Source organism: Blattabacterium sp. (Cryptocercus kyebangensis) (genome assembly GCF_003226855.1).
Lineage (GTDB): Bacteria > Bacteroidota > Bacteroidia > Flavobacteriales > Blattabacteriaceae > Blattabacterium.
The window spans coordinates 154,816-177,499 of record NZ_CP029820.1 but is presented as its reverse complement, the minus strand read 5'-3'; the positions used below and the strand labels follow the sequence as shown (position 1 = coordinate 177,499).

The 22,684-nt window shown below is 26.8% G+C and carries 20 protein-coding genes and 7 tRNA genes; 4 read left to right on the top strand and 23 right to left on the bottom strand.

The window, feature by feature from the left end:
* Positions 1-21: 21 nt before the first annotated feature.
* The 15 genes from rplL to ileS form a co-directional block, all read right to left on the bottom strand.
* Positions 22-399, bottom strand: a complete 378-nt coding sequence (rplL, locus tag DM815_RS00870) for a 50S ribosomal protein L7/L12 (RefSeq protein WP_110508642.1) — start codon at positions 397-399, stop codon at positions 22-24.
* A gap of 46 nt (positions 400-445) precedes the next feature.
* Entirely contained in the window at positions 446-964 is a 519-nt protein-coding gene (rplJ, locus tag DM815_RS00865; RefSeq protein ID WP_110508640.1) for a 50S ribosomal protein L10, read from the bottom strand.
* Positions 961-1,659, bottom strand: coding sequence for a 50S ribosomal protein L1 (gene rplA / locus DM815_RS00860; RefSeq protein ID WP_110508638.1), 699 nt, complete (start codon positions 1,657-1,659; stop codon positions 961-963). The genes rplJ and rplA overlap by 4 nt, the downstream gene beginning before the upstream one ends.
* A gap of 24 nt (positions 1,660-1,683) precedes the next feature.
* Entirely contained in the window at positions 1,684-2,115 is a 432-nt protein-coding gene (gene rplK / locus DM815_RS00855; RefSeq protein WP_110508636.1) for a 50S ribosomal protein L11, read from the bottom strand.
* An 11-nt stretch (positions 2,116-2,126) separates the two neighbouring features.
* Complete coding sequence (gene nusG / locus DM815_RS00850) at positions 2,127-2,675, bottom strand: transcription termination/antitermination protein NusG (RefSeq protein ID WP_110508634.1); 549 nt, start codon at positions 2,673-2,675, stop codon at positions 2,127-2,129.
* Positions 2,676-2,692: 17 nt separating this feature from the next.
* Complete coding sequence (locus DM815_RS03220; protein ID WP_110508632.1) at positions 2,693-2,890, bottom strand: preprotein translocase subunit SecE; 198 nt, start codon at positions 2,888-2,890, stop codon at positions 2,693-2,695.
* Positions 2,891-2,894: 4 nt separating this feature from the next.
* Positions 2,895-2,967: transfer RNA gene (locus tag DM815_RS00840), tRNA-Trp, on the bottom strand.
* Positions 2,968-2,985: 18 nt separating this feature from the next.
* A complete protein-coding gene (gene tuf, locus DM815_RS00835) occupies positions 2,986-4,173 on the bottom strand; it encodes an elongation factor Tu (RefSeq protein ID WP_110508630.1) in 1,188 nt (395 codons plus the stop codon).
* A 53-nt stretch (positions 4,174-4,226) separates the two neighbouring features.
* A tRNA-Thr gene (locus DM815_RS00830) sits at positions 4,227-4,298 on the bottom strand.
* A gap of 11 nt (positions 4,299-4,309) precedes the next feature.
* Positions 4,310-4,386: transfer RNA gene (locus DM815_RS00825), tRNA-Gly, on the bottom strand.
* Positions 4,387-4,410: 24 nt separating this feature from the next.
* A tRNA-Tyr gene (locus DM815_RS00820) sits at positions 4,411-4,494 on the bottom strand.
* Positions 4,495-4,508: 14 nt separating this feature from the next.
* Positions 4,509-4,582, bottom strand: a tRNA-Thr gene (locus DM815_RS00815).
* A 73-nt stretch (positions 4,583-4,655) separates the two neighbouring features.
* Complete coding sequence (locus DM815_RS00810) at positions 4,656-5,294, bottom strand: lipoprotein signal peptidase (RefSeq protein WP_110508628.1); 639 nt, start codon at positions 5,292-5,294, stop codon at positions 4,656-4,658.
* Between the two features lie 12 nt (positions 5,295-5,306).
* Positions 5,307-5,702, bottom strand: coding sequence for a TraR/DksA family transcriptional regulator (locus DM815_RS00805; RefSeq protein WP_110508626.1), 396 nt, complete (start codon positions 5,700-5,702; stop codon positions 5,307-5,309).
* A 2-nt stretch (positions 5,703-5,704) separates the two neighbouring features.
* On the bottom strand, positions 5,705-9,160 hold the full coding sequence (ileS, locus tag DM815_RS00800) for an isoleucine--tRNA ligase (RefSeq protein WP_110508624.1): 3,456 nt from the start codon (positions 9,158-9,160) through the stop codon (positions 5,705-5,707).
* Between the two features lie 96 nt (positions 9,161-9,256).
* On the opposite strand from ileS, the gene mutS reads away from it, so the two are divergent.
* The 3 genes from mutS (at position 9,257) to DM815_RS00785 (ending at position 12,094) form a co-directional block, all read left to right on the top strand.
* On the top strand, positions 9,257-11,791 hold the full coding sequence (gene mutS, locus DM815_RS00795) for a DNA mismatch repair protein MutS (RefSeq protein ID WP_110508622.1): 2,535 nt from the start codon (positions 9,257-9,259) through the stop codon (positions 11,789-11,791).
* A 127-nt stretch (positions 11,792-11,918) separates the two neighbouring features.
* Positions 11,919-11,991 (top strand) — tRNA-Gly (locus DM815_RS00790).
* Between the two features lie 18 nt (positions 11,992-12,009).
* Positions 12,010-12,094 (top strand) — tRNA-Leu (locus tag DM815_RS00785).
* A 3-nt stretch (positions 12,095-12,097) separates the two neighbouring features.
* On the opposite strand, the gene guaB is transcribed toward DM815_RS00785, so the two are convergent.
* Positions 12,098-13,567: an IMP dehydrogenase gene (gene guaB, locus DM815_RS00780; RefSeq protein ID WP_110508620.1), complete on the bottom strand. Its 1,470-nt coding sequence runs from the start codon at positions 13,565-13,567 to the stop codon at positions 12,098-12,100.
* Positions 13,568-13,788: 221 nt separating this feature from the next.
* Between guaB and DM815_RS00775 the strand changes: the two genes are divergently transcribed.
* On the top strand, positions 13,789-14,070 hold the full coding sequence (locus tag DM815_RS00775) for a hypothetical protein (protein WP_110508618.1): 282 nt from the start codon (positions 13,789-13,791) through the stop codon (positions 14,068-14,070).
* A gap of 86 nt (positions 14,071-14,156) precedes the next feature.
* Here DM815_RS00775 and rplS read toward each other — a convergent pair whose 3' ends face one another.
* The 7 genes from rplS to DM815_RS00740 all read right to left on the bottom strand — a co-directional run bounded on the left by rplS (position 14,157) and on the right by DM815_RS00740 (position 22,672).
* Entirely contained in the window at positions 14,157-14,495 is a 339-nt protein-coding gene (gene rplS, locus DM815_RS00770; protein ID WP_201260570.1) for a 50S ribosomal protein L19, read from the bottom strand.
* A 12-nt stretch (positions 14,496-14,507) separates the two neighbouring features.
* Positions 14,508-15,905 (bottom strand): phosphoglucosamine mutase, encoded by a 1,398-nt coding sequence (gene glmM / locus DM815_RS00765; RefSeq protein ID WP_110508616.1) that lies wholly within the window; start codon positions 15,903-15,905, stop codon positions 14,508-14,510.
* Between the two features lie 35 nt (positions 15,906-15,940).
* Positions 15,941-17,206 carry an ABC transporter permease gene (locus DM815_RS00760; protein WP_110508614.1) on the bottom strand — a complete coding sequence of 422 codons (1,266 nt, stop codon included), beginning with the start codon at positions 17,204-17,206 and terminating at the stop codon, positions 15,941-15,943.
* A gap of 24 nt (positions 17,207-17,230) precedes the next feature.
* Positions 17,231-18,820: a replicative DNA helicase gene (gene dnaB, locus DM815_RS00755; protein ID WP_110508612.1), complete on the bottom strand. Its 1,590-nt coding sequence runs from the start codon at positions 18,818-18,820 to the stop codon at positions 17,231-17,233.
* 82 nt (positions 18,821-18,902) lie between these two features.
* Positions 18,903-19,859 (bottom strand): acetyl-CoA carboxylase carboxyltransferase subunit alpha, encoded by a 957-nt coding sequence (locus tag DM815_RS00750; RefSeq protein WP_110508610.1) that lies wholly within the window; start codon positions 19,857-19,859, stop codon positions 18,903-18,905.
* Between the two features lie 12 nt (positions 19,860-19,871).
* The gene (locus tag DM815_RS00745) at positions 19,872-20,627 is read right to left on the bottom strand and encodes a succinate dehydrogenase/fumarate reductase iron-sulfur subunit (protein WP_110508608.1); all 756 of its coding nucleotides are present in this window, start codon (positions 20,625-20,627) and stop codon (positions 19,872-19,874) included.
* A gap of 8 nt (positions 20,628-20,635) precedes the next feature.
* On the bottom strand, positions 20,636-22,672 hold the full coding sequence (locus DM815_RS00740) for a fumarate reductase/succinate dehydrogenase flavoprotein subunit (RefSeq protein WP_110508606.1): 2,037 nt from the start codon (positions 22,670-22,672) through the stop codon (positions 20,636-20,638).
* Positions 22,673-22,684: the final 12 nt, after the last annotated feature.

The window sequence follows — 22,684 nt, the reverse complement described above, 5'->3', positions numbered from 1 at the left end:
TTCTGAAAAAAAATTAACCTATCATTTCAATTCCACTTCAGCTCCTATTTCCTCAAGTCTTTTTTTTAAGCTTTCTGCTTCTTTCCTATCAATAGACTCTTTAAGAACATTTGGAACATTATCTACCAATTCTTTGGATTCTTTAAGTCCTTTACCCGTAATTTCTTTAACTAATTTTACTACAGATAATTTAGAATTTCCTGGTGATTTTAATATTAAATTGAAAATATTTTTTTCTTCTTTTTCTGGATTTTTTTCTTTATTTTTAGGAATATCCACAGATGTTCCTAAAAAAGTATTAGACGGTTCGATCCCATACTTTTTTTTTAAAAAAGTGGCCAATTCATTAACTTGTTTTACAGTAAGATTAACCAATTTTTCTGCTAGATTTTCTATCATTTTATTATTTATTTTTTATGGAAATTATGGGGAATCAATATCATCATTATGATAATGATTCTAGAATTCTAGATATTTTATATTCACCTAATTTTAAAGAAAAAAGTATTTTTTCAATTGGAGATTGAAGCATATTCAAAATATCAATTATAAGATCTTTTTTAGATTTCATATTAATTAATATATCCAAATCTTTATTTCCAAAATAAAAAGAATTTTCCACATATGCACTCTTTAAATAAGGTTTTTCAATCTTTTCTTTAAAATGAAAATTTTTTATGATTTTTGATGGAACACCTCCTAAATTAGAAGCTAAAATAGAGGTGTTCCCATTTAAAATAGGGAAAAAAGAATCTAATTGTTTATTTTCAATTTTTTCTAAAGCTTTTTTCAATAAAGTATTTTTTACTACTTTCATTTGAATATAAAATTTATTAAAATTCTTTCTAAGAATAGAAATTTGATTAGAATTTAAATCGGATATATCAATTAAATATATAGTATCATTATCAGACAATATAGAAATTAATTCTAATAATTCTTTTCTTTTTTTTTCTTTCTTCATTTTTTTAAAAAACTTTTTGAGTCTAATAAAATACTAGGACTCATGGTCGTTGATAAATAAATTCTTTTTATATAAGATCCTTTCGAAGAAGATGGTTTACTTCGGATAACTTCGTTTATAAAAGTTTTTAAATTATTCAATAAGTATTGATTAGAAAAAGAAATCCTTCCAATAGAAGAATGAATAATACCATAACGATCCGCTTTAAATGTTACTTTTCCAGATTTAATTTCTTTAATAGACTTTCCTGGATTTGTAGATACTGTATCTAGTTTCGGATTTGGCATTAAACCCTTTGGTCCTAATATCTTTCCTAAAGATCCTAATTTATTCATAACCGATGGAATAGCTACTATTACATCTATATCTACCCATCCAGACTTAATTTTTTCTATATAATCCAATCCTACATAATCTGCACCAGCTTCTTTAGCCTCCAATTCTTTATCTTTACTTACTAAAGCCAAAACACAAATATTTTTTCCTATACCATGTGGTAATAGAACAGTCCCTCTTATTATTTGATTTGATAAACGTGAATCTATTCCTAGATGAATAGAAATATCTACAGATTCATCAAATTTAGAAAAAGAAATTTTTTTAATAATAGTAGTAGCATCTTCTAAAGAATATTTATTCTTCTTATCTATTTTTTCTAAAATTCTTTTTCTATTTTTAGTTAATTTTTTTGACATGAGAAAAAAAATAAGAATATACTTTTATTTTTTATAAATTTCGATTCCCATAGAACGTGCAGTTCCACATACCATAGATATAGCAGATTCAATTGAAGAACAATTCAAATCTTCCATTTTATTTTTTGCAATCATTTTTATTTGATTTAAACTTATTTTTCCAATTTTAGAACGATTTGGTTCCTTAGATCCTTTTTCTACTTGAATTATATTGAGTAATTGAATGGATACTGGAGGTTTTTTAATCACAAAAGAAAAAGATTTATCCTCATATATAGTAAGAAGAACTGGGCATATTTTACCTTTTCTTTCCTGAGTCCGTAAATTATATTGTTTACAAAATTCCATTATATTCACTCCAGAACTTCCTAAAATAGGACCAATAGGAGGTGATGGATTAGCATTCCCACCATTTATTTTTTGTATTTTTATTTTTTTTACTATTTTTTTATCCATTTTTCTTTTAACTAAATTTTTTCTATTTGTGTAAAATTTAATTCCAAAGGAGTTTTCCTCCCAAAAATTAAAACGGCTAATTCTAGTTTTCTTTTTTCTTCATTAATTTTTTCAATAGTTCCATTAAAACCATTAAAAGGACCATCTATTACTTTTATGGTTTCACCAATTATAAACGGAATGCTAATATTTTCATAACTTTCGGATAATTGATCCATTTTTCCCAACATTTTATTTACCTCTTCTTTTCGCATAGGAATAGCAGATCCTCCTCTACCTTCACTTAAAAAATTAATAACACCAGGAACATTCTTAATTGCATGTACTGCTTCTAATTCAAGATTTGTCTCTATCATTACATATCCTGGATAGTGAACTTTTTCCCTGTGAATTTTCTTTCCTCTTCTCATTTGTATAACTTTTTCAATAGGGACTAAAACCTTTCCTATACACTCTTTAAATCCATTATTTATCACTTCATTTTCAATATATAATTTTACCTTATTTTCTTGACCACTAATAGTTTTTAAAACATACCATTTTCTTTCTAAATCACTCATCGAACTTTTATATTATTTTATAAGGAAAACAATTTTTTAATAAAAAAAATAAATATACCATCTACACCATATAAAAACATGGATAAAAATATAGAAAAAAACGATACTATTAATGTAGTAATTTGCAAATCTATCCACTTAGGCCATGTAATGAAATAAAAAAATTCATCGTAAATTTCTAAAAAGTAATTTTTTTTTTCATAATTATCTACGATTATGCACGGATGGTAAGGATCGAACTTACGACCTTCGGTTTTGGAGACCGATGCTCTACCAGCTAAGCTACATCCGTTTTATTTTTAAAATATTATTAATCCATAATTTGAATAACCTGTCCTGCACCAACTGTTCTTCCTCCTTCACGAATAGCAAAACGTAAATTTTCACTTAAAGCGACCGGTTGATGTAAACTTACATCCATAGAAATATTGTCTCCTGGCATTACCATTTCTATCCCTCCTAATAAATGAATTTCTCCAGTCACATCAGTAGTTCTTAAATAAAATTGAGGACGATATTTTTCATGAAAAGGAGTATGCCTCCCTCCTTCTTCCTTTGTAAGAATATATACTTCTGCTTTAAATTTTTTATGAGGTTTGATCGATCCTGGTTTTCCGATTACCATTCCACGTTTAATATCTTTTTTTTCTATCCCACGCAATAATAACCCTACATTATCTCCTGCTTGTCCATTATCCAATATTTTACGAAACATTTCCACTCCTGTTACTGTAGATGATAATTTTTCTTCCCAAAATCCTATAATATCTACTAAATCTCCTGTATTTATAATTCCAGTTTCAATACGTCCTGTAGCCACTGTCCCTCTACCTGTTATAGTAAAAACATCTTCTATAGGCATTAAAAATGGTTTATCCATTTCACGAACTGGTTCTGGAATATACTCATCTAAAATATTCATAAGTTCCTGAATTTTTTGAACCCATTTTTTTTCTCCATTTAAAGCTCCTAAAGCTGATCCTTGTACAATAGGAATGTTTTCTCCATCATACTCATATTTGGAAAGTAATTCTCGTATCTCCATTTCTACTAATTCCAATAATTCTGGATCATCTACTTGATCTACTTTGTTCATGAATACAATAATCTTAGGAACACCTACTTGACGAGCCAATAAAATATGTTCTCTAGTTTGAGGCATAGGACCATCTGTTGCGGCAACCACTAAAATAGCTCCATCCATTTGTGCCGCTCCAGTAATCATATTTTTAACATAATCTGCATGTCCAGGACAATCTACATGAGCATAATGTCGTTTTTTTGTTTCATATTCTACATGAGAAGTGTTTATAGTAATTCCTCTAGCTTTCTCTTCTGGAGCATTATCAATTGCATCAAAACTCTTTTCTTCTGCAAGACCCATTTCTGACAAAACTTTTGTAATGGCTGCTGTTAAAGTGGTTTTTCCATGATCTACGTGACCTGTAGTCCCTATATTTAAATGTGGTTTGTCACGTTTAAATTTTTCTTTTGCCATGATAAATAATAATTTCTAACAATTTTTAATAATTTTAAAAAAATTCAAAAAAAAGCCAATGGCGGGATTTGAACCCGTGACCTCTTCCTTACCAAGGAAGTGCTCTACCTCTGAGCTACATTGGCCATATAATAATTGGAGCGGAAGACGGGATTCGAACCCGCGACATTCAACTTGGAAGGCTGATGCTCTAACCAGCTGAGCTACTTCCGCTTAATACCACTTAATATGTGAAAATGGGGAGAGCAGGATTCGAACCTGCGAAGGCATAGCCAACAGATTTACAGTCTGTCCTCGTTAACCGAACTTGAGTATCTCCCCAAAAAACAAAAAAAAGCCGGAGGAGGGATTCGAACCCACGACACCGAGATTACAAATCACGTGCTCTGACCATCTGAGCTACACCGGCTATTTTTTCAAAACAATTTTCTACCAATAATGAAAATCAGGTAGGTACAAATCTATGGAGATTTTTATAATTATCAAAAAATCTTTACATGTTTAATCTTTTTTTTAAATATTAACAATAAAATAATTCCAATAGATATTACAAAATCAGAAACATTAAAAACAGGTTTAAAAAATTGAAAATTAGATCCTCCAAAAAATGGGATCCAATCAGGAATATAAATATCAAAAATAGGAAAATAAAACATGTCAACTACGCATCCTTTCATAAGGGAAGCATATCCTCCATTCCACGGAAATATATTGGAAATTCCTGAATAAGAAATCCATTTATGAGATTCTTTATTATAAACTGTTCCTGTATCAAATAACAATCCATATAAAAAACTATCTAAAAGATTCCCTATAGCTCCTGAAAAAATAAAAATAGTGGGAATAACTAAATAATTTGAAGATTTTTTCTTTATATTTTTATAAAGAAAAAAAAATAGGAATAAAACTAGAATAAAACGAAAAATACTTAAAATAATTTTTCCAAAATATCCAGGAGCAATAGAAAAACCATAAGCCATTCCAGGATTTTCCACAAATAAAATCCAAAAAAAAGAAAATATAGAAACTCCTTTTCCTAGTTCAAAATGAGTTTTTATATAAATTTTTAAAATCTGATCTATTAACAGAATAGGAAAAATACTTAAAAATATTTTTTTCAAAAAATTAAAAATTTACTTTCTTTTATCTTCTACCTCTCTCTTCCCTTCAATACTTAAAGTGGTATGTGGGACGGCCATAAGACGTGCTTTAGGTATAAGTTTTTTTGTAATACGACAAATTCCATAATCTTTATTTTCAACTCTAATTAAAGCAGAATTTAAACTTCGTATAAATTTTTGCAAATGTTCCATAATTTGAGCATTTTGTTCTTTACTAAGTGTTTCTGATCCTTCTTCAAAAGCTTTAAATGTAGGATAAGTATCATCTGTTCCATTATTTTGATCATTAGCAAAATTTTCTTTAAGAATTGACAAATCTTTTTTTACCTTTTCTAGTTTTTCAAGTATTAGTTTACGAAATTCTTTTCTTTCTTGCATCGAATATCTTTGTTTTGCTTTCTCTTTCATTTTTATGTATTTTCTACTTTTCGAATCAGTATATATATTGGATTTTTTTCAAAATCGATTTTTATGCCTTTTTTTTCTATATTTTTTTCTAAAAAAATATCTACGGCAAGAGTATCTTTACAGATGAAGTTTTTATTGTTCTTTATAACAGACTTTATTCTTTGAATAGAATTTATATATATAAATATTTTATCAATAACATTGTAGTTACACTTTTTTCTTAATTCTTGTATATATCTAATTAATTCTCTTGTAACCCCTTCTTCCCAAAGAGAATTCGTAATATTTAAATCTAAAGCTATTGTAAGTTCATTATCAAATACGATAGACCAATTTTTAATAAATTCGGTAGTAATTTTTACATCTTTTAAAAATAATATAATTTTTTCTCCTTGAAGAGAAAAAATATATTTTTTTTTAGATTCGATTTCTTTAATATTATCCTGAGTAAATTTTTTTATTATTTCCGAGATAATTGGAGTTTTATTTCCAAATCTAGTCCCTAGGGATTTATAGTTTGGTTGAATATGTTTCACTGATTCTAAATCTTTATAAGATTCCGTAAATTCAATATTTTTTACATTTATTTCTTGTTTAAGAATTTCAGACGTTTTTTTCAATCCAAAACGGATTTTTTCATCACGAATTAAAATGAGTAATTTTTTCAAAGGTTGACGAATTTTTATTCCATTTTTTTTCCTTATGGAAAATCCCATAGTAGTAATCCTTTGAACTAAAAGCATTTTTTTTTCCAATTCTTTATTGACAAATGATGAATCATAGATCGGAAAATTGGTAAAATGAATACTTTCAAAATTTTCTATTTTTGTGATAGAATTTAGGTCCATATATAATTTTTCCGAAAAAAATGGAGCAATAGGAGATAATAATTTAGCAATTGTAACCAAACATTTGTAAAGTATTTGATATGCCGAAATTTTATTATTCGTATATTCTTCTTTCCAAAATCTTCGACGACACAACCTTATATACCAATTACTTAATTGATCTAATACAAAAAATGAAATAATACGAGCAGCTTTAGTAGGATTATAATCTGTATAATATTCATCCACTTTTTTAATCATTGTATTTAATTCAGAAAGTATCCAAAGATCTAATTCAGTGTAATTTTTTAAAGAACAATCTACTTCTTTATAGTAGAATCCATCTATATTAGCATATAAAACAAAAAAAGAATAAACATTATAAAGTGTCCCAAAAAATTTATTAATTCCTGTATAAATTCCTTTTATATCAAATTTTAAATTATCCCAAGGTTCAGAATTAAATATAATATACCAACGTATTGCATCAGGACCATAATTTTCTATTAATTCAAAAGGATTTATAGTATTCCCTTTACTTTTAGACATTTTATATCCTTCTTTATCTAAGATTAACCCAGTAGATATAACATTTTTATATGCTATAGAATTAAATAATAAAGAACTAATAGTATGTAACGTGAAAAACCATCCTCTTGTTTGATCTATCCCTTCTGCAATAAAATCTGCAGGAAAAAATTGATATTTATCAATATATTTCCTATTCTCAAAAGGATAATGAAATTGAGCATATGGCATAGCTCCAGAATCGAACCACACATCTATTAAATCTGATTCTCTTTTCATTGGAGCTCCTTTACTAGAAACCAATATAATTTTGTCTAAAAAATGTTTATGCAAATCTATTTTTTCATAATTTTCATCTCTCATATCATCCGGAATAAAATTTTCCAAAATATTGTATGACATAAATCCATGTTCAATAGATTTTTGAATCTCTAAAAACAATTCCTTAATAGATCCTATAACTAATTCTTCTTTTCCATCTTTTGTTCTCCAAATTGGTAAAGGAGTTCCCCAATATCTAGAACGTGATAAATTCCAATCTCTTATATTCTCCAACCAGGAATCAAAACGTTTTGCTCCTATAAATTTAGGAATCCAATTTATTTTTTTATTTAAAGAAATTAATTTTTCTCTTATCCTTGTTGTTCTTATGAACCATGAATCTAAAGGATAATAAAGAATAGGTTTTTCTGTTCTCCAACAATGTGGATAAAAATGTGTATAAGTTTCTACTTTGAAAAGTTTTTTTTCTTTTTCAAGAAAGGAAACTATTTCTTGATCTACAGAAACTAGTTTTTTATTTATATTATTAGTAGTAGTACTAAAATCATTTTTTACGTATTTCCCACTAAATCCATGAGGATAACTATTTAAAAATTTTCCTTGCATATCTACTAAAGGAACAGGAATATTTTCTTCATTCAAGATTAACATAGATGGAATATTATTTTTTCTAGCTATTTTTAAATCATCTATTCCAAATGTAGGAGCTATATGAACAATTCCAGTCCCTTCATTTTCATTTACATAACCATCTCCATTGATTACTTGAAAAGCATTATTTTCTTCTTGATAAGGTTTAAACCAAGGTAATAATTGTTCATATCTACTTTTAAAAAGATCTTTTCCCTTGAATTTATATGCTATGAAATAAGGAATCTTATTTTTATTTTCGATTTTTGATTGATCAAATTCATAATTATTTGATACGGGATAAAATCTATTTGGTAATAATATTTTATAAATTAATTTCTCAGCTAGAATAATGTTCTCTTTTGAAAAAGTATAAGGACAATAAGTCTTCACTAAAACATAATCGATATTCGATCCAATAGCTAATGCTGTATTTGATGGAAGAGTCCAAGGTGTAGTAGTCCAAGATATTAAATATATATCTCCTAAAAAATTTTGAATTTCTTTTGGTAAAGTTTTTTTTTTCGCTTTGAATTTTAATGTAGGAGTTATTTGTTTTACTTTTTTATAAGTTCCTGGCATATTTAATTCATGATAACTTAATCCTGTTCCTGCAGCTGGAGAATAAGGTTGAATAGTATAACCTTTATAAATAATTTTTTTTTGATATAATTTTTTTATCAACCACCATACACTTTCTATATATTTGGTTTTATATGTTATAAAAGAATTTTTAAGATCTACCCAATATCCTATTCTATTTGTAAATTTTATCCATTTTTTCATTGATTTTTTGACAAAATATTTACAAATACTATTATACTTTTCTATACTTATATTTTTTCCTATATCATTTTTAGTAATTCCTATTTTTTTTTCTACATTAAGTTCTATAGGTAATCCATGAGTATCCCATCCCGCTTTTCTAATTGCTATTTTTCCTTTAAGAGTATGATATCTGCAAAATATATCTTTTATAGTTCTAGATACTGTATGATGTATACCAGGACTTCCATTTAAAGAAGGAGGCCCTTCATATAAAATATAATAAGAAAATCTATTCTTTTTATTAAGATTTTTTCTAAACTGAAAACTTTTTTGAATAATTTTATTTTTTTTCCAATATTGAGTTATTTCTTTAGAAATATTCTTGAGATTTAATTCTTTATATTCTTTAAATTTTTTTGACATAATAAATTCATATTCAAAAACAAGATTTTTATTTCCTTAATTAAATTTTTTATTTTATAAAAAAATACCCTACTTTATTTTTAATTACTATTAGGTATGAATAAAGACCAAAATACTTTAATAAAGAAAGAAGAGACTCCATTAATCAAGCAATATAATGATATAAAATCTAAATATCCAGATGCCATATTACTGTTTCAAGTAGGAGATTTTTATGAAACTTTTGGAGAAGATGCCATAAAATGTTCTAAAATATTAGATATTGTTTTAACTAAGCGATCTAGTAAAAAAAAACATGCTATTATTCATCTAGCAGGGTTCCCTTATCACTCTTTAAATGCTTATTTACCTAAATTAATACGATCAGGACACCGTGTAGCCATTTGTGATCAATTAGAAGTACCCAAAAGAGGAAAAAATATTGTCAAAAGAGGAGTTATAGAATTAGTTACACCAGGAATATCTATAGACGAAAATATATTACAAACCAAATCAAATAATTTTTTAGCTTCTATCCATATAGAAAAAAAAAAATTAGGTATAAGTTTTTTAGATATTTCTACAGGAGAATTCTTTATAGCAGAAGATAACCAAGAAAGTATACTACAATACTTAGAACATTTTAATCCAAGTGAAGTTCTTTTTCAAAAAAAAGAAAAAAATTTTTTTGAAAAATTTCTAAAAGACAAATATTATACATTTTTAATAGAAGATTGTATGTTCAATTATTCCTTTTCATATGAAAAATTGATATCTCATTTTCAAACAAATTCTTTAAAAGGTTTTGGAATAGATAATTTAAAACTAGGTATCATTGCTTCCGGAGTTATCTTAAACTATTTATACGATACCCAACATTATAAAATAAAACATATTTCTAATATAAAAAGAATAAAAAAAGAAGAACATATGTGGATTGATGATTTTACATTTAGAAATTTAGAAATATTTCATTGTTTGAATAAAAAAGGTGTATCCTTAATTGATATTATTGATAAAACTATAACTCCTATGGGAGGTAGATTATTAAAAAATTGGATTCATTTTCCTCTAACAAATATTATTCATATACAAAAACGTCATAAAGTAGTAGAAAATCTTTTTTCAAACATTTATATTCGTTCTTTTATCCAAAAAAAACTTAAAGAAATTTATGATATAGAACGAATAATTGCTAAAATGTCTATTGGAAAAATATCCCCACGTGAAGTAATTACATTACATAAATCTTTAACAGCTACAGTTCAAATAAAAAAAAAATTTTTGTCAAATGACCAATATCCAACTTTTTTAGAAATTGGAAATTCATTTCAAGATTGCAATATAATATCCAAAAAAATACTGCATACAATAGACCAGAATCCTCCATATTATATAGAAAAAGGAAATGTAATAGCAAAAGGGGTTTCTAAAGAATTGGATAAAATTCGTAATTTATATTTTTCCAAAAAAGAATACTTGGAAAAACTATGTTCTATTGAAAAATCCAATACAGGAATTCATAATTTAAAAATTGGATATAACAATATTTTTGGATACTTTTTAGAAGTTAAAAAAACAAAAAAATACAAAGTCCCATCTCATTGGATACAAAAACAAACATTAACTAATTCTGAAAGATATACAACTGAAGAATTAAAAAATTATGAGTTACAAATTCTAAATTCTGAACAAAAAATTCTTTCTCTAGAAAAAGAGATTTTTCATGATCTAATTAATCAAATTTTAAAATACATAATCCCTTTACAAAAAAATGCAAAAATAATTGCAGAATTGGATGTATTATGTTCCTTTTCCCTTTCTGCATTAGAAAATTATTATGTAAAACCAGAAATAAATCATTCTTTTAGATTATGCATAAAAAAGGGAAGACATCCAGTTATTGAAAGACAGTTTATCTCAAAAACATCGTATATACCCAATGATGTAATTTTAAATAAAAAAGATCAACAAATTATTATAATAACGGGGCCAAATATGTCAGGAAAATCAGCAATTCTTCGTCAAACGGCTATCATTATAATAATGGCCCATATAGGAAGTTTTGTTCCTGCTAAACATGCAGAAATAGGATTAGTAGATAAAATATTTAGTAGAGTAGGAGCCTCCGATAATCTCTCTTTAGGAGAATCTACTTTCATGGTAGAAATGAATGAAACGGCAAATATATTAAACAATTTTTCTAAAAGAAGTTTTCTTATTTTAGATGAAATAGGACGAGGTACAAGTACTTATGATGGAATAGCTATTGCTTGGTCTATTGTGGAATTTTTACATGAAAGTCCTTTTAGACCTCTTACCTTATTTGCAACTCATTATCATGAATTAAATAAAATAAGTTCTTTTTTTAAAAGAATTCAAAATTATCATATATCTGTAAAAAAAATTTATGAAAATATTATTTTTATGCGAAAAATGATTGAGGGGGGAAGTGAACATAGTTACGGTATTCACGTAGCAAAAATTTCAGGAATGCCCATAGAAATTATTCATAGAGCAAAAGAAATATTAAAAAAATTGGATAAAAAAAGTCTTTTAGAAGAAAAAAAAATGAAAAATAATTTTTTACCCAAAAAAAAATCCTTTTTTCTTTTAAAAAGAATAATAAATTTTTTTAAAAAAAAATATTAATTCTATAAAAAAGAAAACCTATAGAGGTATTCAAAATAATAAAATAAATTAAAAATTTATTGGATGAATAAAAATTTAGACATATATTAATGTGTTTTCCCTATTTTTGGACACTATTTTCGAATTTGCGAGAATAGCTCAGTTGGTAGAGTACGACCTTGCCAAGGTCGGAGCCGCGGGTTCGAGTCCCGTTTCTCGCTTTTCTTTTATTCTACTAAACCCGGGTGGTGGAATTGGTAGACACACAGGACTTAAAATCCTGTGATCATTGTGATCGTACGGGTTCAAATCCCGTCCCGGGTATTTTTATACTCCTATATATTTCCAATAATTGGGAGATTCTTTCGTTATACTTACGCTATGGGGATGGTTTTCTTTTAATCCAGAATTAGTTATCCTTACAAATTTTCCCATTTTCATTAATTCTTTAATTGTCGATACTCCACAATAACCCATTCCAGATCTTAATCCTCCACATATTTGAAAAATAACATCTTTCATTTTCCCTTTATAGGGAACTCTTGCTTCTATTCCTTCTGGAACATACTTTTCTTCAAATTGAAAATAACGATCTCCACTTCCTTTTTTCATAGCTACTAAGGACCCCATTCCTACATATGTTTTAAACTTTCTACCTTGAAAAATAATTTCCTCTCCTGGAGCTTCATCTGTTCCTGCAAATAAACTACCAATCATTACAGAGCTTGCTCCAGCTGCAATAGCTTTTACTACATCTCCTGAATATCTGATCCCCCCATCAGAAATAATATTTACATTTCTTGTTTTAGCATATTCATATACATCATTTATAGCCGTAATTTGAGGCATTCCTACACCAGCTACTACCCTTGTAGTACAAATAGAACCGGATCCTATCCCTACTTTTAAAATAGTAGATCCAGCATCTATTAAATCTTTTGCTGCTTTCATAGTTACCACATTACCAGCTATTAATGCTATATCTGGAAAATAGGTTCGAATAGATTTTATTGTTTTCAATACACTAATAGAATGTCCATGAGCAGAATCTATAGATATAAGATCTACACCAACCTTAACTAAGGATTCCACTCTATCTAAAGTATTTTTATCTATTCCAACAGCAGCTCCTACACGTAAACGTCCTTTAGGATCTTTACAAGCATTTGGATATTCTATTAAATTATCTATATCTCTAATTGTAATTAACCCAACTAATTTTTTAAAATCATCTATAATAGGAAGTTTTTCTATTCTTTCTTTTAAAAGAATATTCTTTGCTTCTTCTAGATTTATATTTTTTTTGGAAGTAATCAAATTTTCTTTTGTCATCACATCTTCTACTAAAGAATCTAAATCTATACGATATTTGATATCTCTATTAGTTATAATACCAACTAAAGTAAAATCTTTTTCAATCACTGGTAATCCAGAAATATGATATTTCTTCATGAGATTTTGTGCATCTCTAAGTGTTGAATCTCTAGAAAGAGTAATCGGATCATCTATCATACCACTTTCACTTCTTTTTACTCTATAAACCTCTTCCGATTGATTTTTTATATTCATATTTTTATGAATAATTCCTATCCCCCCTTCTCTAGCTATGGATATAGCCAAAGAAAATTCTGTAACTGTATCCATAGCAGCACTTAATATAGGAATATTTAGTGTAATATCAAAGGTTAAAGAAGTTTTAAGAGATACTTCTGATGGAAGAATTGAAGAATATGATGGAATTAATAATACATCATCAAAAGTCAAAGCTTCCTTTAAAATCTTTTTATTTAAAGACATAATTTTTTAGTTTTTTTCAAAATATATATAATTTTACTTTTTTATAGAAATAATATAATTTCTAATATTCTTATACTCAAATAAAAAAAGAAATAATATGATGAATTTTTATATTCAATTATTCATTTTTATAAAAAAAATACAAATAATGATATATTTTTTCATTCCAAATTTTTATATAAATTTGTCCAGAATATGTTATAACTGAAATACTATTGATTATGATGAAAAAATTAAGAATTACCATTACCACAATTTTTTTAGCTATATTTTTATTTACAAGTAGTTGTAATAACAAGTCTAAGAACGATAATCCTACTCCAACAGAAGAGGAAAAAACAGCTAATACTAACAATGAAAATCAAACAAATACGACTACAACTCCTCCTTCTACACCACCTAATGAAGAGGAATCCTCCAAAAATGAGGAATCTACTTCAACTAACAACAATAATAATAAAGAAAAAGATAAGGTAAATACAGAGGAAAACGATAAAAAATAAAAAATAAATAGTGAGAATGATAAAAAGCGAAAGAGAGAATCATAAATTAAAATATGATTCTCTTTTTCGCTTTTTCTTTTCATTTACTAAACTCTAGCTTTTTTACCTCTAAGAGATCTAAAATAATAGATTTTAGATCTACGTACTTTTCCTTTTTTATTGACTTCTATTTTTTGTATACTTGGTTGATTAAAAATAAATATACGTTCAATTCCTATCTCTCCACTCATCTTACGAACCGTAAAGGTTTTCGTCAATCCTTTTCCTTGTTTTTTGATAACAACTCCTTTAAAGGATTGAACTCTTTTTTTTTCTCCTTCTTTAATCTCAAAAAAAACAGTGATAGTATCTCCAGAACTAAACAAAGGTAAATCATTTTTTTTTATCCATTTCTCTTCTATATTTTCTACAAAATTATTTGACATATATTTTTTAAATTAATCATAATTTTTTTTTACTTCATATAGAATTTTTTTTTCTAAAAAATTTACTCTTTTTTTTGAAGGACTTTCTATATGTATTCGAATAATATTTTCAGTATTAGATTTCCTTATATGAATCCATTCATTATTTAGAAAATAAATTTTAATTCCATCTTTTAAATCCATTTTTTTTCCTTTATATATTTTTTTTATTCTTTCTAATATTTTTACAATTTTTTGATTGGGAGATAATCGAATTTTTTTTTTGGACATAAAATAATTAGAATACCTTTTTTTTAATTCGGTTAACGGTATTTTAGAAAGTTTTGCTATATAAGTTAAAAATAAAGCGATACCTACTAATGCATCTCTTCCATAACGTAAATCTGGATAAATGATTCCTCCATTTCCTTCTCCCCCAATAACAGCTTTAACTTCTTTCATTTTTTTAACAACATGTACTTCGCCAACAGAAGTAGCATAATAAGAAACTCCTTTATTTATAGATAAATCTTTTAATGCCTGAGAAGAGGAAAAAGTAGAAACTACAGATCCTATTTTATTCTCTAATATGTAATCCGAAATAGATACTAAAGTATATTCCTCCCCAAAAAAATCTCCATTTTCACAAATAAATACAACTCTATCTACATCCGGATCAACAGATATTCCTAAATCAGCTTTTCCTTCTGAAACCATTTTACAAACTGATTTTAAATTTTTTTCAATAGGTTCAGGATTATGAATAAAATCTCCATGAGGAATACAATGCATTTTAATTACTTTAGCTCCAAAATACTCTTCTAAAAGAATCGGGACAGCTATCCCTCCTGTAGAATTAATTCCATCTACTACTATTTTAAATCTAGATTTTTTAATTATCTCTTTATCTACTAATGGTAAAGAGAGGATGATCTCTATATGTTTTTGGATATAATTTTTTCTATATAAATAAAAACCTAATTGATCAAAAGAGGCAAAACTAAAATATTCTTTTTCTGCTATATAAAATAATCTTTCAAGATCTTTTTCAGATAAAAATTCTCCTTGAGAATTAAACATTTTTAATCCATTCCAATTTTTTGGGTTATGACTTGCAGTTAACATAACTCCTCCATCTGCTTTTTCATTTATAACAGCAATACCAACAGTAGGAGTTGTAGATAATCCAATATCAATAACATTTACCCCAAGACTTTGAAAAGTAATCACTAAAAATTGTTGAAATATAGAAGAAGTGGTACGACCATCTCTACCTAATACTATTAGGTACTTATTTTTATTCTTATATTTTTTTTTCATCCAGGAAACATATCCTGCAGAAAATTTAATGATTTCTATAGGAGAAAATCCTTTCCCTACTTTTCCTCCCAATGTTCCTCTTATTCCAGATGAAGATTTTACGAGTATCAAAAATTAATTGAATTTTTTTTGTAAAAATACAATATTTACTCAAACTCTATAGATCTAATAGGGGGAATTTTCTTAATAATAAACCAAGAAGAAAAAAATACGGTAGAAAAACATATCAATAAAATAGATAAATTAATAAGTAAAATATGATTTATATTAAAATGAACAGGAACATACTCAACATAATATTTCATTTTATTTAAAGATAAAAACCTAAATTTATTTTGAAAAATCAAAAAAGAAATCCCTATGCTATTCCCTATTACCAATGGAGGACCTAAAATTTGTATAATGTAATATAAAAATATTTTATGTATAACTTTATTTCTAGCACCTAAAGTTTTTAAAATCCCTATAGTTTTAATTCTTTCTAGAATAAGTATTAAAAAGAATACAATCACATTGAATAAAACAGTTATAATCACGATCATACTAATAACAAAAATATTAATATCAAAAATTTTTATCCATTCTATAATTTTTTCATAAGATTGATCATAAATAGTTTTTACTAAAAAATTATCAGAATATTTTTGATCAATTTTTTTTTTAATAGATTTTATTTTATTAAAATTTATATAAGATACAAAAATTTCAACTCCTTCTAAAAAATCTTCATCCCAACCATTATTATTAACACTACTATTCATAAATGACTGTATATGTTTGATATCTCCAATGAGATAAACATCATCAAATTCTGGAATACTCGTATCATATAAACCACAAACATAAAATTTTTTAGAAACAAAAAAAGGATTTCCATTTTTAGAAAAAAAAAAGTTTATGATAATAGATGATCCAATATTTAATCCTAAAGAAATAGATACTTTTTTAGATATAAGAATTCCATAATTAGAAAATAAATTTTTCTTTACTTTTCCCAAAGAACCTATAACCAAAAAATTTTTAAAAAAAATAGGATTATAATCTTTAGATATCCCTTTGAATATAAATTTATCAACATTTTGATATTTATAGTCACAAATAATTACATCTTTTTCAGAAAAAGGATTAATACGACGAACAAAATTAAAAAGAAATAAATCTTTTAAAAAAGATTTATTTCTAATAATAGAATTTCCTATCTTTAAATTCGTAACAATAATTTGTCCTTGAATATTTAATAATTTTTTTTTTATAACTTCTTTAAATCCAAATCCTATAGAAAAAGTTATAATGGATACAATTATACCAAACGCTATTGTAGTTTGTGTAACTAAAACTATTGTCCGTAATATTCTACTTTTTCTGCAATCTTTCCAAATTGTTTTTTTGGAAAAAAACCATTCAAAATTCAATGAATAATAAATTCTAGTATTCTTTTAAAAAGAAAAACTATCTTCATCTTTTAGATAATTCTTATGATAATTCAAATCATTCTCATCTTGAGAATATTCTTCTGAAAAAAAATCGTTGTTTTCATTAATAGTTTCAATAAAAAAACTTTCTTTATCAAGTTTTTTATAATCTTCTTCCCAAACTAAAGAAGAGGATATTCCCTTTTCTTCAAAATCTATAAATTTTACTTGATCACTTATAAATTTCAAACGAAACTTGTTCAATCCTCCATTTCTATGTTTAGCAATGATTATTTCTGCTTGACCAATACAAGAATCCTTTTCATCAGAGTCCCAAGTATTAAATCCATAATATTCAGGTCTATAAATAAATAAAACAATATCTGCATCTTGTTCAATAGCTCCTGACTCACGCAAATCAGATAATAATGGACGTTTACTTCCACCTCTTGTTTCTACTGCCCTAGATAACTGTGATAAAGCAATGATAGGAATATCTAATTCCTTAGCTATAGATTTTAAATTACGAGAAATTATAGATATTTCTTGTTCTCTATTTCTTAATTTAGAACCAGAATCACTAATTCCCATTAATTGCATATAATCTATCATTACTAATTTTATTCCATGCTGAGATATTAAACGACGACATTTAGTACGTAAACTAAATACCGATAAAGAAGGAGTATCATCTATAAAAAGGGGAGATTTTTTTAATTTTTTAGTCTTGTGGAAAAGACATTTCCAATCTAAATTAGATAGACAAGCTTTCTTAATTTTTTCTGAAGAAATACCAGTTTCTGATGAAATTAATCTTGTGATTAATTGAATAGAAGACATTTCTAATGAAAAAATGACAACAGGAATTTCTTGTTTTATAACAATATTTCTAACCATAGATAACATAAAAGAAGTTTTCCCCATTCCAGGTCTAGAAGCAAGTATAATTAAATCTGAATTTTGCCATCCAGAAGTAATTTGATCCATTTTATAAAAACCAGAAGAAATTCCACTCAAGCCTTCTTTATTACTTTCAACTTTCTTTATCTTATCAATTGCCTTCATTATAAGAATCTGAGTATTCTCATATTTTTTTTCTCTTAAATATTTTTGATTTATTTCAAATAATTTTGATTCTGCTTTATCCAAAAGTTCAAAAACATCCGTACTATCATCATAACAATTTTCTATAATATCTGAAGAAATGCGGATTAATCTTCTTAGAATAAATTTTTGTTGTACAATACGACTATGATATTCTATATGTGCAGAAGAAATAACTTTTTGTGTTAATTCTATAAGATAAGATTCGTTTCCAACGAATTCAAGATTTCTATCTTCTCTAAGCTGATTAGAAACTGTATAAATATCTATAGGTTTAGAATTATGGTATAACTTTTGTATAGAACGAAATATTTCTTGATGTTCTTTTTTATAAAAAACTTCAGGAAATAGGATATCAATAATTTCATCTAAACCTTTTTTATCTATCATAATAGATCCTATTATAGCCTCTTCTAAATCCAAAGCTTGAGGAGGAATTTTTCCATTTTTAATGAAATCATAACGAAACTTTTTATCTTCCTCTTGGATTAGAGAATTCATTTTTTTCATGATGGTAAAAAAGGTTATACGATTTTTCTATATAATGATTTGAAAAGAAATAAAAGAGAAAAATGGGCTATAAAATAACTTTCTAATCATTAAAATAACCTATAGCAATATACTTATTTTTCCTATCAATAATAAGTGTTTCTATATCAATAGAAGATAATTCTTTATAGTATTTTATTATTTTCTTTTTAACAATTTTATATGCCTGTTCTGGATTAAAGTGTGCACCTCCTAAAGGTTCTTTAATAACATCATCTATAAGATTTAATTTTTTCATATCTTCTGCCGTTAATTTCAATGCCTCTGCTGATTTTTCTTTTTCTTTCCAATTTCCCCAAAGTATTGTAGAACAACTTTCAGGAGAAATTACGGAATACCAAGAATTTTCCATCATAGATACTTTATCTCCTATTCCAATTCCTAAAGCTCCACCACTAGCCCCTTCTCCTATAATTAGGATAATTATAGGTACTTTTAGACCCATCATTTCATAAATATTCTTTCCAATAGCTTCTCCTTGACCTCTTTGTTCTGCTTCTATTCCAGGAAAAGCTCCTGGTGTATCTATAAAGATAACAATAGGTTTACGAAATTTTTCTGCTAATTTCATAAGACGTAATGCTTTTCTATATCCTTCTGGATTAGGCATCCCAAACCTTCTATATTGTCTATCTTTAGTGTTTTTTCCTTTTTGAGTGCCTATAAACATAAAAGTTATACCCTCTATCTTACCAAATCCACCTATCATAGCTTTATCATCTCCAAAATGACGATCACCATGTAATTCAATAAAAGGCTCATTCTTTGTAATAGATAATATATAATCCAATGTATAAGGTCTATTCGGATGTCTAGATAATTGTACTCTCTGCCAAGGAGTTAATTTACTGTACAATCTCTTTATAGTTTTTTCTAATTTAGATTGTAATTGATTACAAACGCCTTTCATATCCACCCCACTTTTTCTTTCTATAATAATACAATTAATATACTGGTCCTGAATTTCTTGTATAGGTTTTTCAAAATCTAAATATTCCATATAAAATTAAAATCAAATAAAAGATTGAATATATTCCTTATTCATAAAAGAAATATTCTCTGTGGAAATACCCTTTGGACAATCAATTTCACACGCCTTAGTATTAGTACAATTCCCAAATCCTTCTTCATCCATTTTTTTGACCATATTTAATACACGTTTTTTTCTTTCTATTTTTCCTTGAGGTAATAAAGAAAATTGTGAAATTTTTGCTGAAACAAACAGCATTGCAGATCTATTTTTACATGAAGAAACACATGCTCCGCAACCAATACATGTTCCTGCGTCAAAAGCTTTATCTGCATCTTCTTTTGGAATAGGGATCAGGTTTCCATCTATAGTTCTTCCAAACGTATTTACAGAAATGTAACCCCCTGATACAATGATTCTATCAAAAGAAGATCTATCTACAACAAGATCCTTAATTATAGGAAACGATTTAGCTCTCCATGGTTCAATATATATAGTCTCTCCATTATTAAAATGCCGCATATGCAGTTGACAAGTTGTAATCAAGCTTTCTGGACCATGAGAACGGCCATTTATATACAAAGAACACATTCCACAAATACCTTCACGACAATCATGATCAAAAGAAATAGGACTTCCCTCCTTTTTATATAAAATTTTATTATTTAATAGGTCTAACATCTCTAAAAAGGAACTATCAGGAGATATATCATAAATTCTATAAGTTTCAAATTTTCCCTTTTCTTTATTATTTTTTTGTCTCCATATTTTTAATATAAAATTTAGTAATTCTTTCATAAAATTTTTTATTTATAAGAACGTGATTGCAATTTCACAAAACTAAAAGTTAAGTTTTCTTTATACATAATTTCTTCGGAAATCGATTTATTTTCTTGATATTTCCATATAGAAACATGTTTATAATGAAGATCATCACGAATTGATTCCCCCTCCTTTGTTTGATTTTCTATACGAAAATGACTACCACAAGACTCTTTTCTATAGAGAGCATCCATTGCTATTAATTCTCCTAATTCTAAAAAATCGGCTACACGTTCCGCTTTTTCTAATTCTGAATTAAATCCATCTTCAATATTTCCAGGAACGAAAATATTTCTCCAAAATTCACCACGAAGTTCTTGTATTTTTTTTATAGCTTTAGATAACCCACTATGATTTCTACTCATACCAACATATTTCCACATAATATTTCCAAGTTTCCTATGAAAAAAATCAACAGATAAATCTCCATTATTAGAAATTAATTGTAGAATTCTATTTTTTACCTTTTTTTCTGATTTATCAAATTCTACATGCTTTGTAGATATCTCTTTTTTATTATGTATATATATAGATAAATAATCAGATATAGTATATGGTAAAATAAAATAACCATCAGCCAGACCTTGCATTAAAGCGGATGCTCCAAGACGATTAGATCCATGATCAGAAAAATTAGCCTCTCCTATAACATAACAACCAGGTATAGATGACATTAAATTATAATCCACCCATAACCCCCCCATTGTGTAATGAACAGCTGGATATATTTTCATGGGATTTTTATAAGGATTTTTATCTGTTATTTTTTCATACATATGAAATAAATTTCCATATTTAGATTCTAGAGCTTCTTCTCCAAATCTTTTAATGTCCATGAAACTAGGATTTTTTATTCCAAGTTCGTTTGCTTTTTCTATTCCATATCGTTCTATAGAAGAAGAAAAATCCAAAAAAACACCTTCTCTATTTTCATTATTTTCTATTCCAAATCCTTTATCACAACGTTCTTTAGCTGCACGAGATGCTACATCTCTTGGTACAAGATTTCCAAATGATGGATAACGCCTTTCTAGATAATAATCCCTTTCTTCTTCTACAATATTTTCAGGATTTTTTTCTCCATTTCGTATAGATATAGAATCTTCTATATTTTTAGGGACCCATATACGTCCGTCATTTCTCAAAGATTCGGACATTAATGTTAATTTAGATTGATAATCCCCATGTGATGGAATGCAAGTTGGATGTATTTGAGTAAAACAAGGATTTGCAAAAAATCCACCTTTTTTATGAACTTTCCATATTGCACTGGAATTAGATCCCATTGCATTAGTGGATAAAAAAAATACATTTCCATAACCTCCTGATGCAATTATAACTGCATGAGCTGCATAACGTTCAATTTTTCCAGATACCAAATTTCTAGCAATAATTCCTCTAGCTATACCATCAATTACTACTAATTCCAGCATTTCATAACGGTTATACATTTTTATTCTACCTTTTCCTATTTGTCTAGACATAGCTGAATAACAAGCTAGTAAAAGTTGTTGTCCTGTTTGTCCTTTAGCATAAAAAGTTCTAGAGACTTTTGTTCCACCAAAAGATCTATTTTCAAGATAACCAGCATAATCCCTAGCAAATGGAACTCCTTGAGCTACACATTGATCAATGATATTGGAAGATATTTCCGCTAAACGATAAACATTCGCTTCACGGGATCTGTAATCTCCTCCTTTAATAGTATCATAAAAAAGTTGATAGACAGAATCATTATCTCCTTTATAATTTTTAGAAGCATTAATACCTCCTTGAGCAGCAACAGAGTGTGCTCTTCTAGGAGAATCTTGATAACAAAAAACTTTTACTTTATATCCTAATTCAGCTAAAGTTGCCGAGGCAGATCCCCCAGAAAGACCTGTTCCAACAACAATAATCTCTATATTAGATCGATTATTAGGTGAAACTAATTTTAAAGAAGATTTGTGATTAATCCATTTATGATTTAATGGACCAATCGGTATTTTTGAATCTATTTTCAAATAATTTTTAATGATCATTGAAAATTATTA

Bases quoted from the DNA above. Each gene is read 5' to 3' on its own strand.
- DM815_RS00775 (WP_110508618.1), top strand. From the start codon at position 13,789: ATGATGAAAAAATTAAGAATTACCATTACCACAATTTTTTTAGCTATA.
- rplL (WP_110508642.1), bottom strand. From the start codon at position 399: ATGATAGAAAATCTAGCAGAAAAATTGGTTAATCTTACTGTAAAACAA.
- nusG (WP_110508634.1), bottom strand. From the start codon at position 2,675: ATGAGTGATTTAGAAAGAAAATGGTATGTTTTAAAAACTATTAGTGGT.
- guaB (WP_110508620.1), bottom strand. From the start codon at position 13,567: ATGTCTTTAAATAAAAAGATTTTAAAGGAAGCTTTGACTTTTGATGAT.
- rplA (WP_110508638.1), bottom strand. From the start codon at position 1,659: ATGTCAAAAAAATTAACTAAAAATAGAAAAAGAATTTTAGAAAAAATA.
- DM815_RS00740 (WP_110508606.1), bottom strand. From the start codon at position 22,672: ATGATCATTAAAAATTATTTGAAAATAGATTCAAAAATACCGATTGGT.
- DM815_RS00745 (WP_110508608.1), bottom strand. From the start codon at position 20,627: ATGAAAGAATTACTAAATTTTATATTAAAAATATGGAGACAAAAAAAT.
- ileS (WP_110508624.1), bottom strand. From the start codon at position 9,160: ATGTCAAAAAAATTTAAAGAATATAAAGAATTAAATCTCAAGAATATT.
- mutS (WP_110508622.1), top strand. From the start codon at position 9,257: ATGAATAAAGACCAAAATACTTTAATAAAGAAAGAAGAGACTCCATTA.
- DM815_RS00805 (WP_110508626.1), bottom strand. From the start codon at position 5,702: ATGAAAGAGAAAGCAAAACAAAGATATTCGATGCAAGAAAGAAAAGAA.
- rplK (WP_110508636.1), bottom strand. From the start codon at position 2,115: ATGGATAAAAAAATAGTAAAAAAAATAAAAATACAAAAAATAAATGGT.
- rplJ (WP_110508640.1), bottom strand. From the start codon at position 964: ATGAAGAAAGAAAAAAAAAGAAAAGAATTATTAGAATTAATTTCTATA.
- rplS (WP_201260570.1), bottom strand. From the start codon at position 14,495: ATGTCAAATAATTTTGTAGAAAATATAGAAGAGAAATGGATAAAAAAA.
- tuf (WP_110508630.1), bottom strand. From the start codon at position 4,173: ATGGCAAAAGAAAAATTTAAACGTGACAAACCACATTTAAATATAGGG.
- DM815_RS00750 (WP_110508610.1), bottom strand. From the start codon at position 19,859: ATGGAATATTTAGATTTTGAAAAACCTATACAAGAAATTCAGGACCAG.
- dnaB (WP_110508612.1), bottom strand. From the start codon at position 18,820: ATGAAAAAAATGAATTCTCTAATCCAAGAGGAAGATAAAAAGTTTCGT.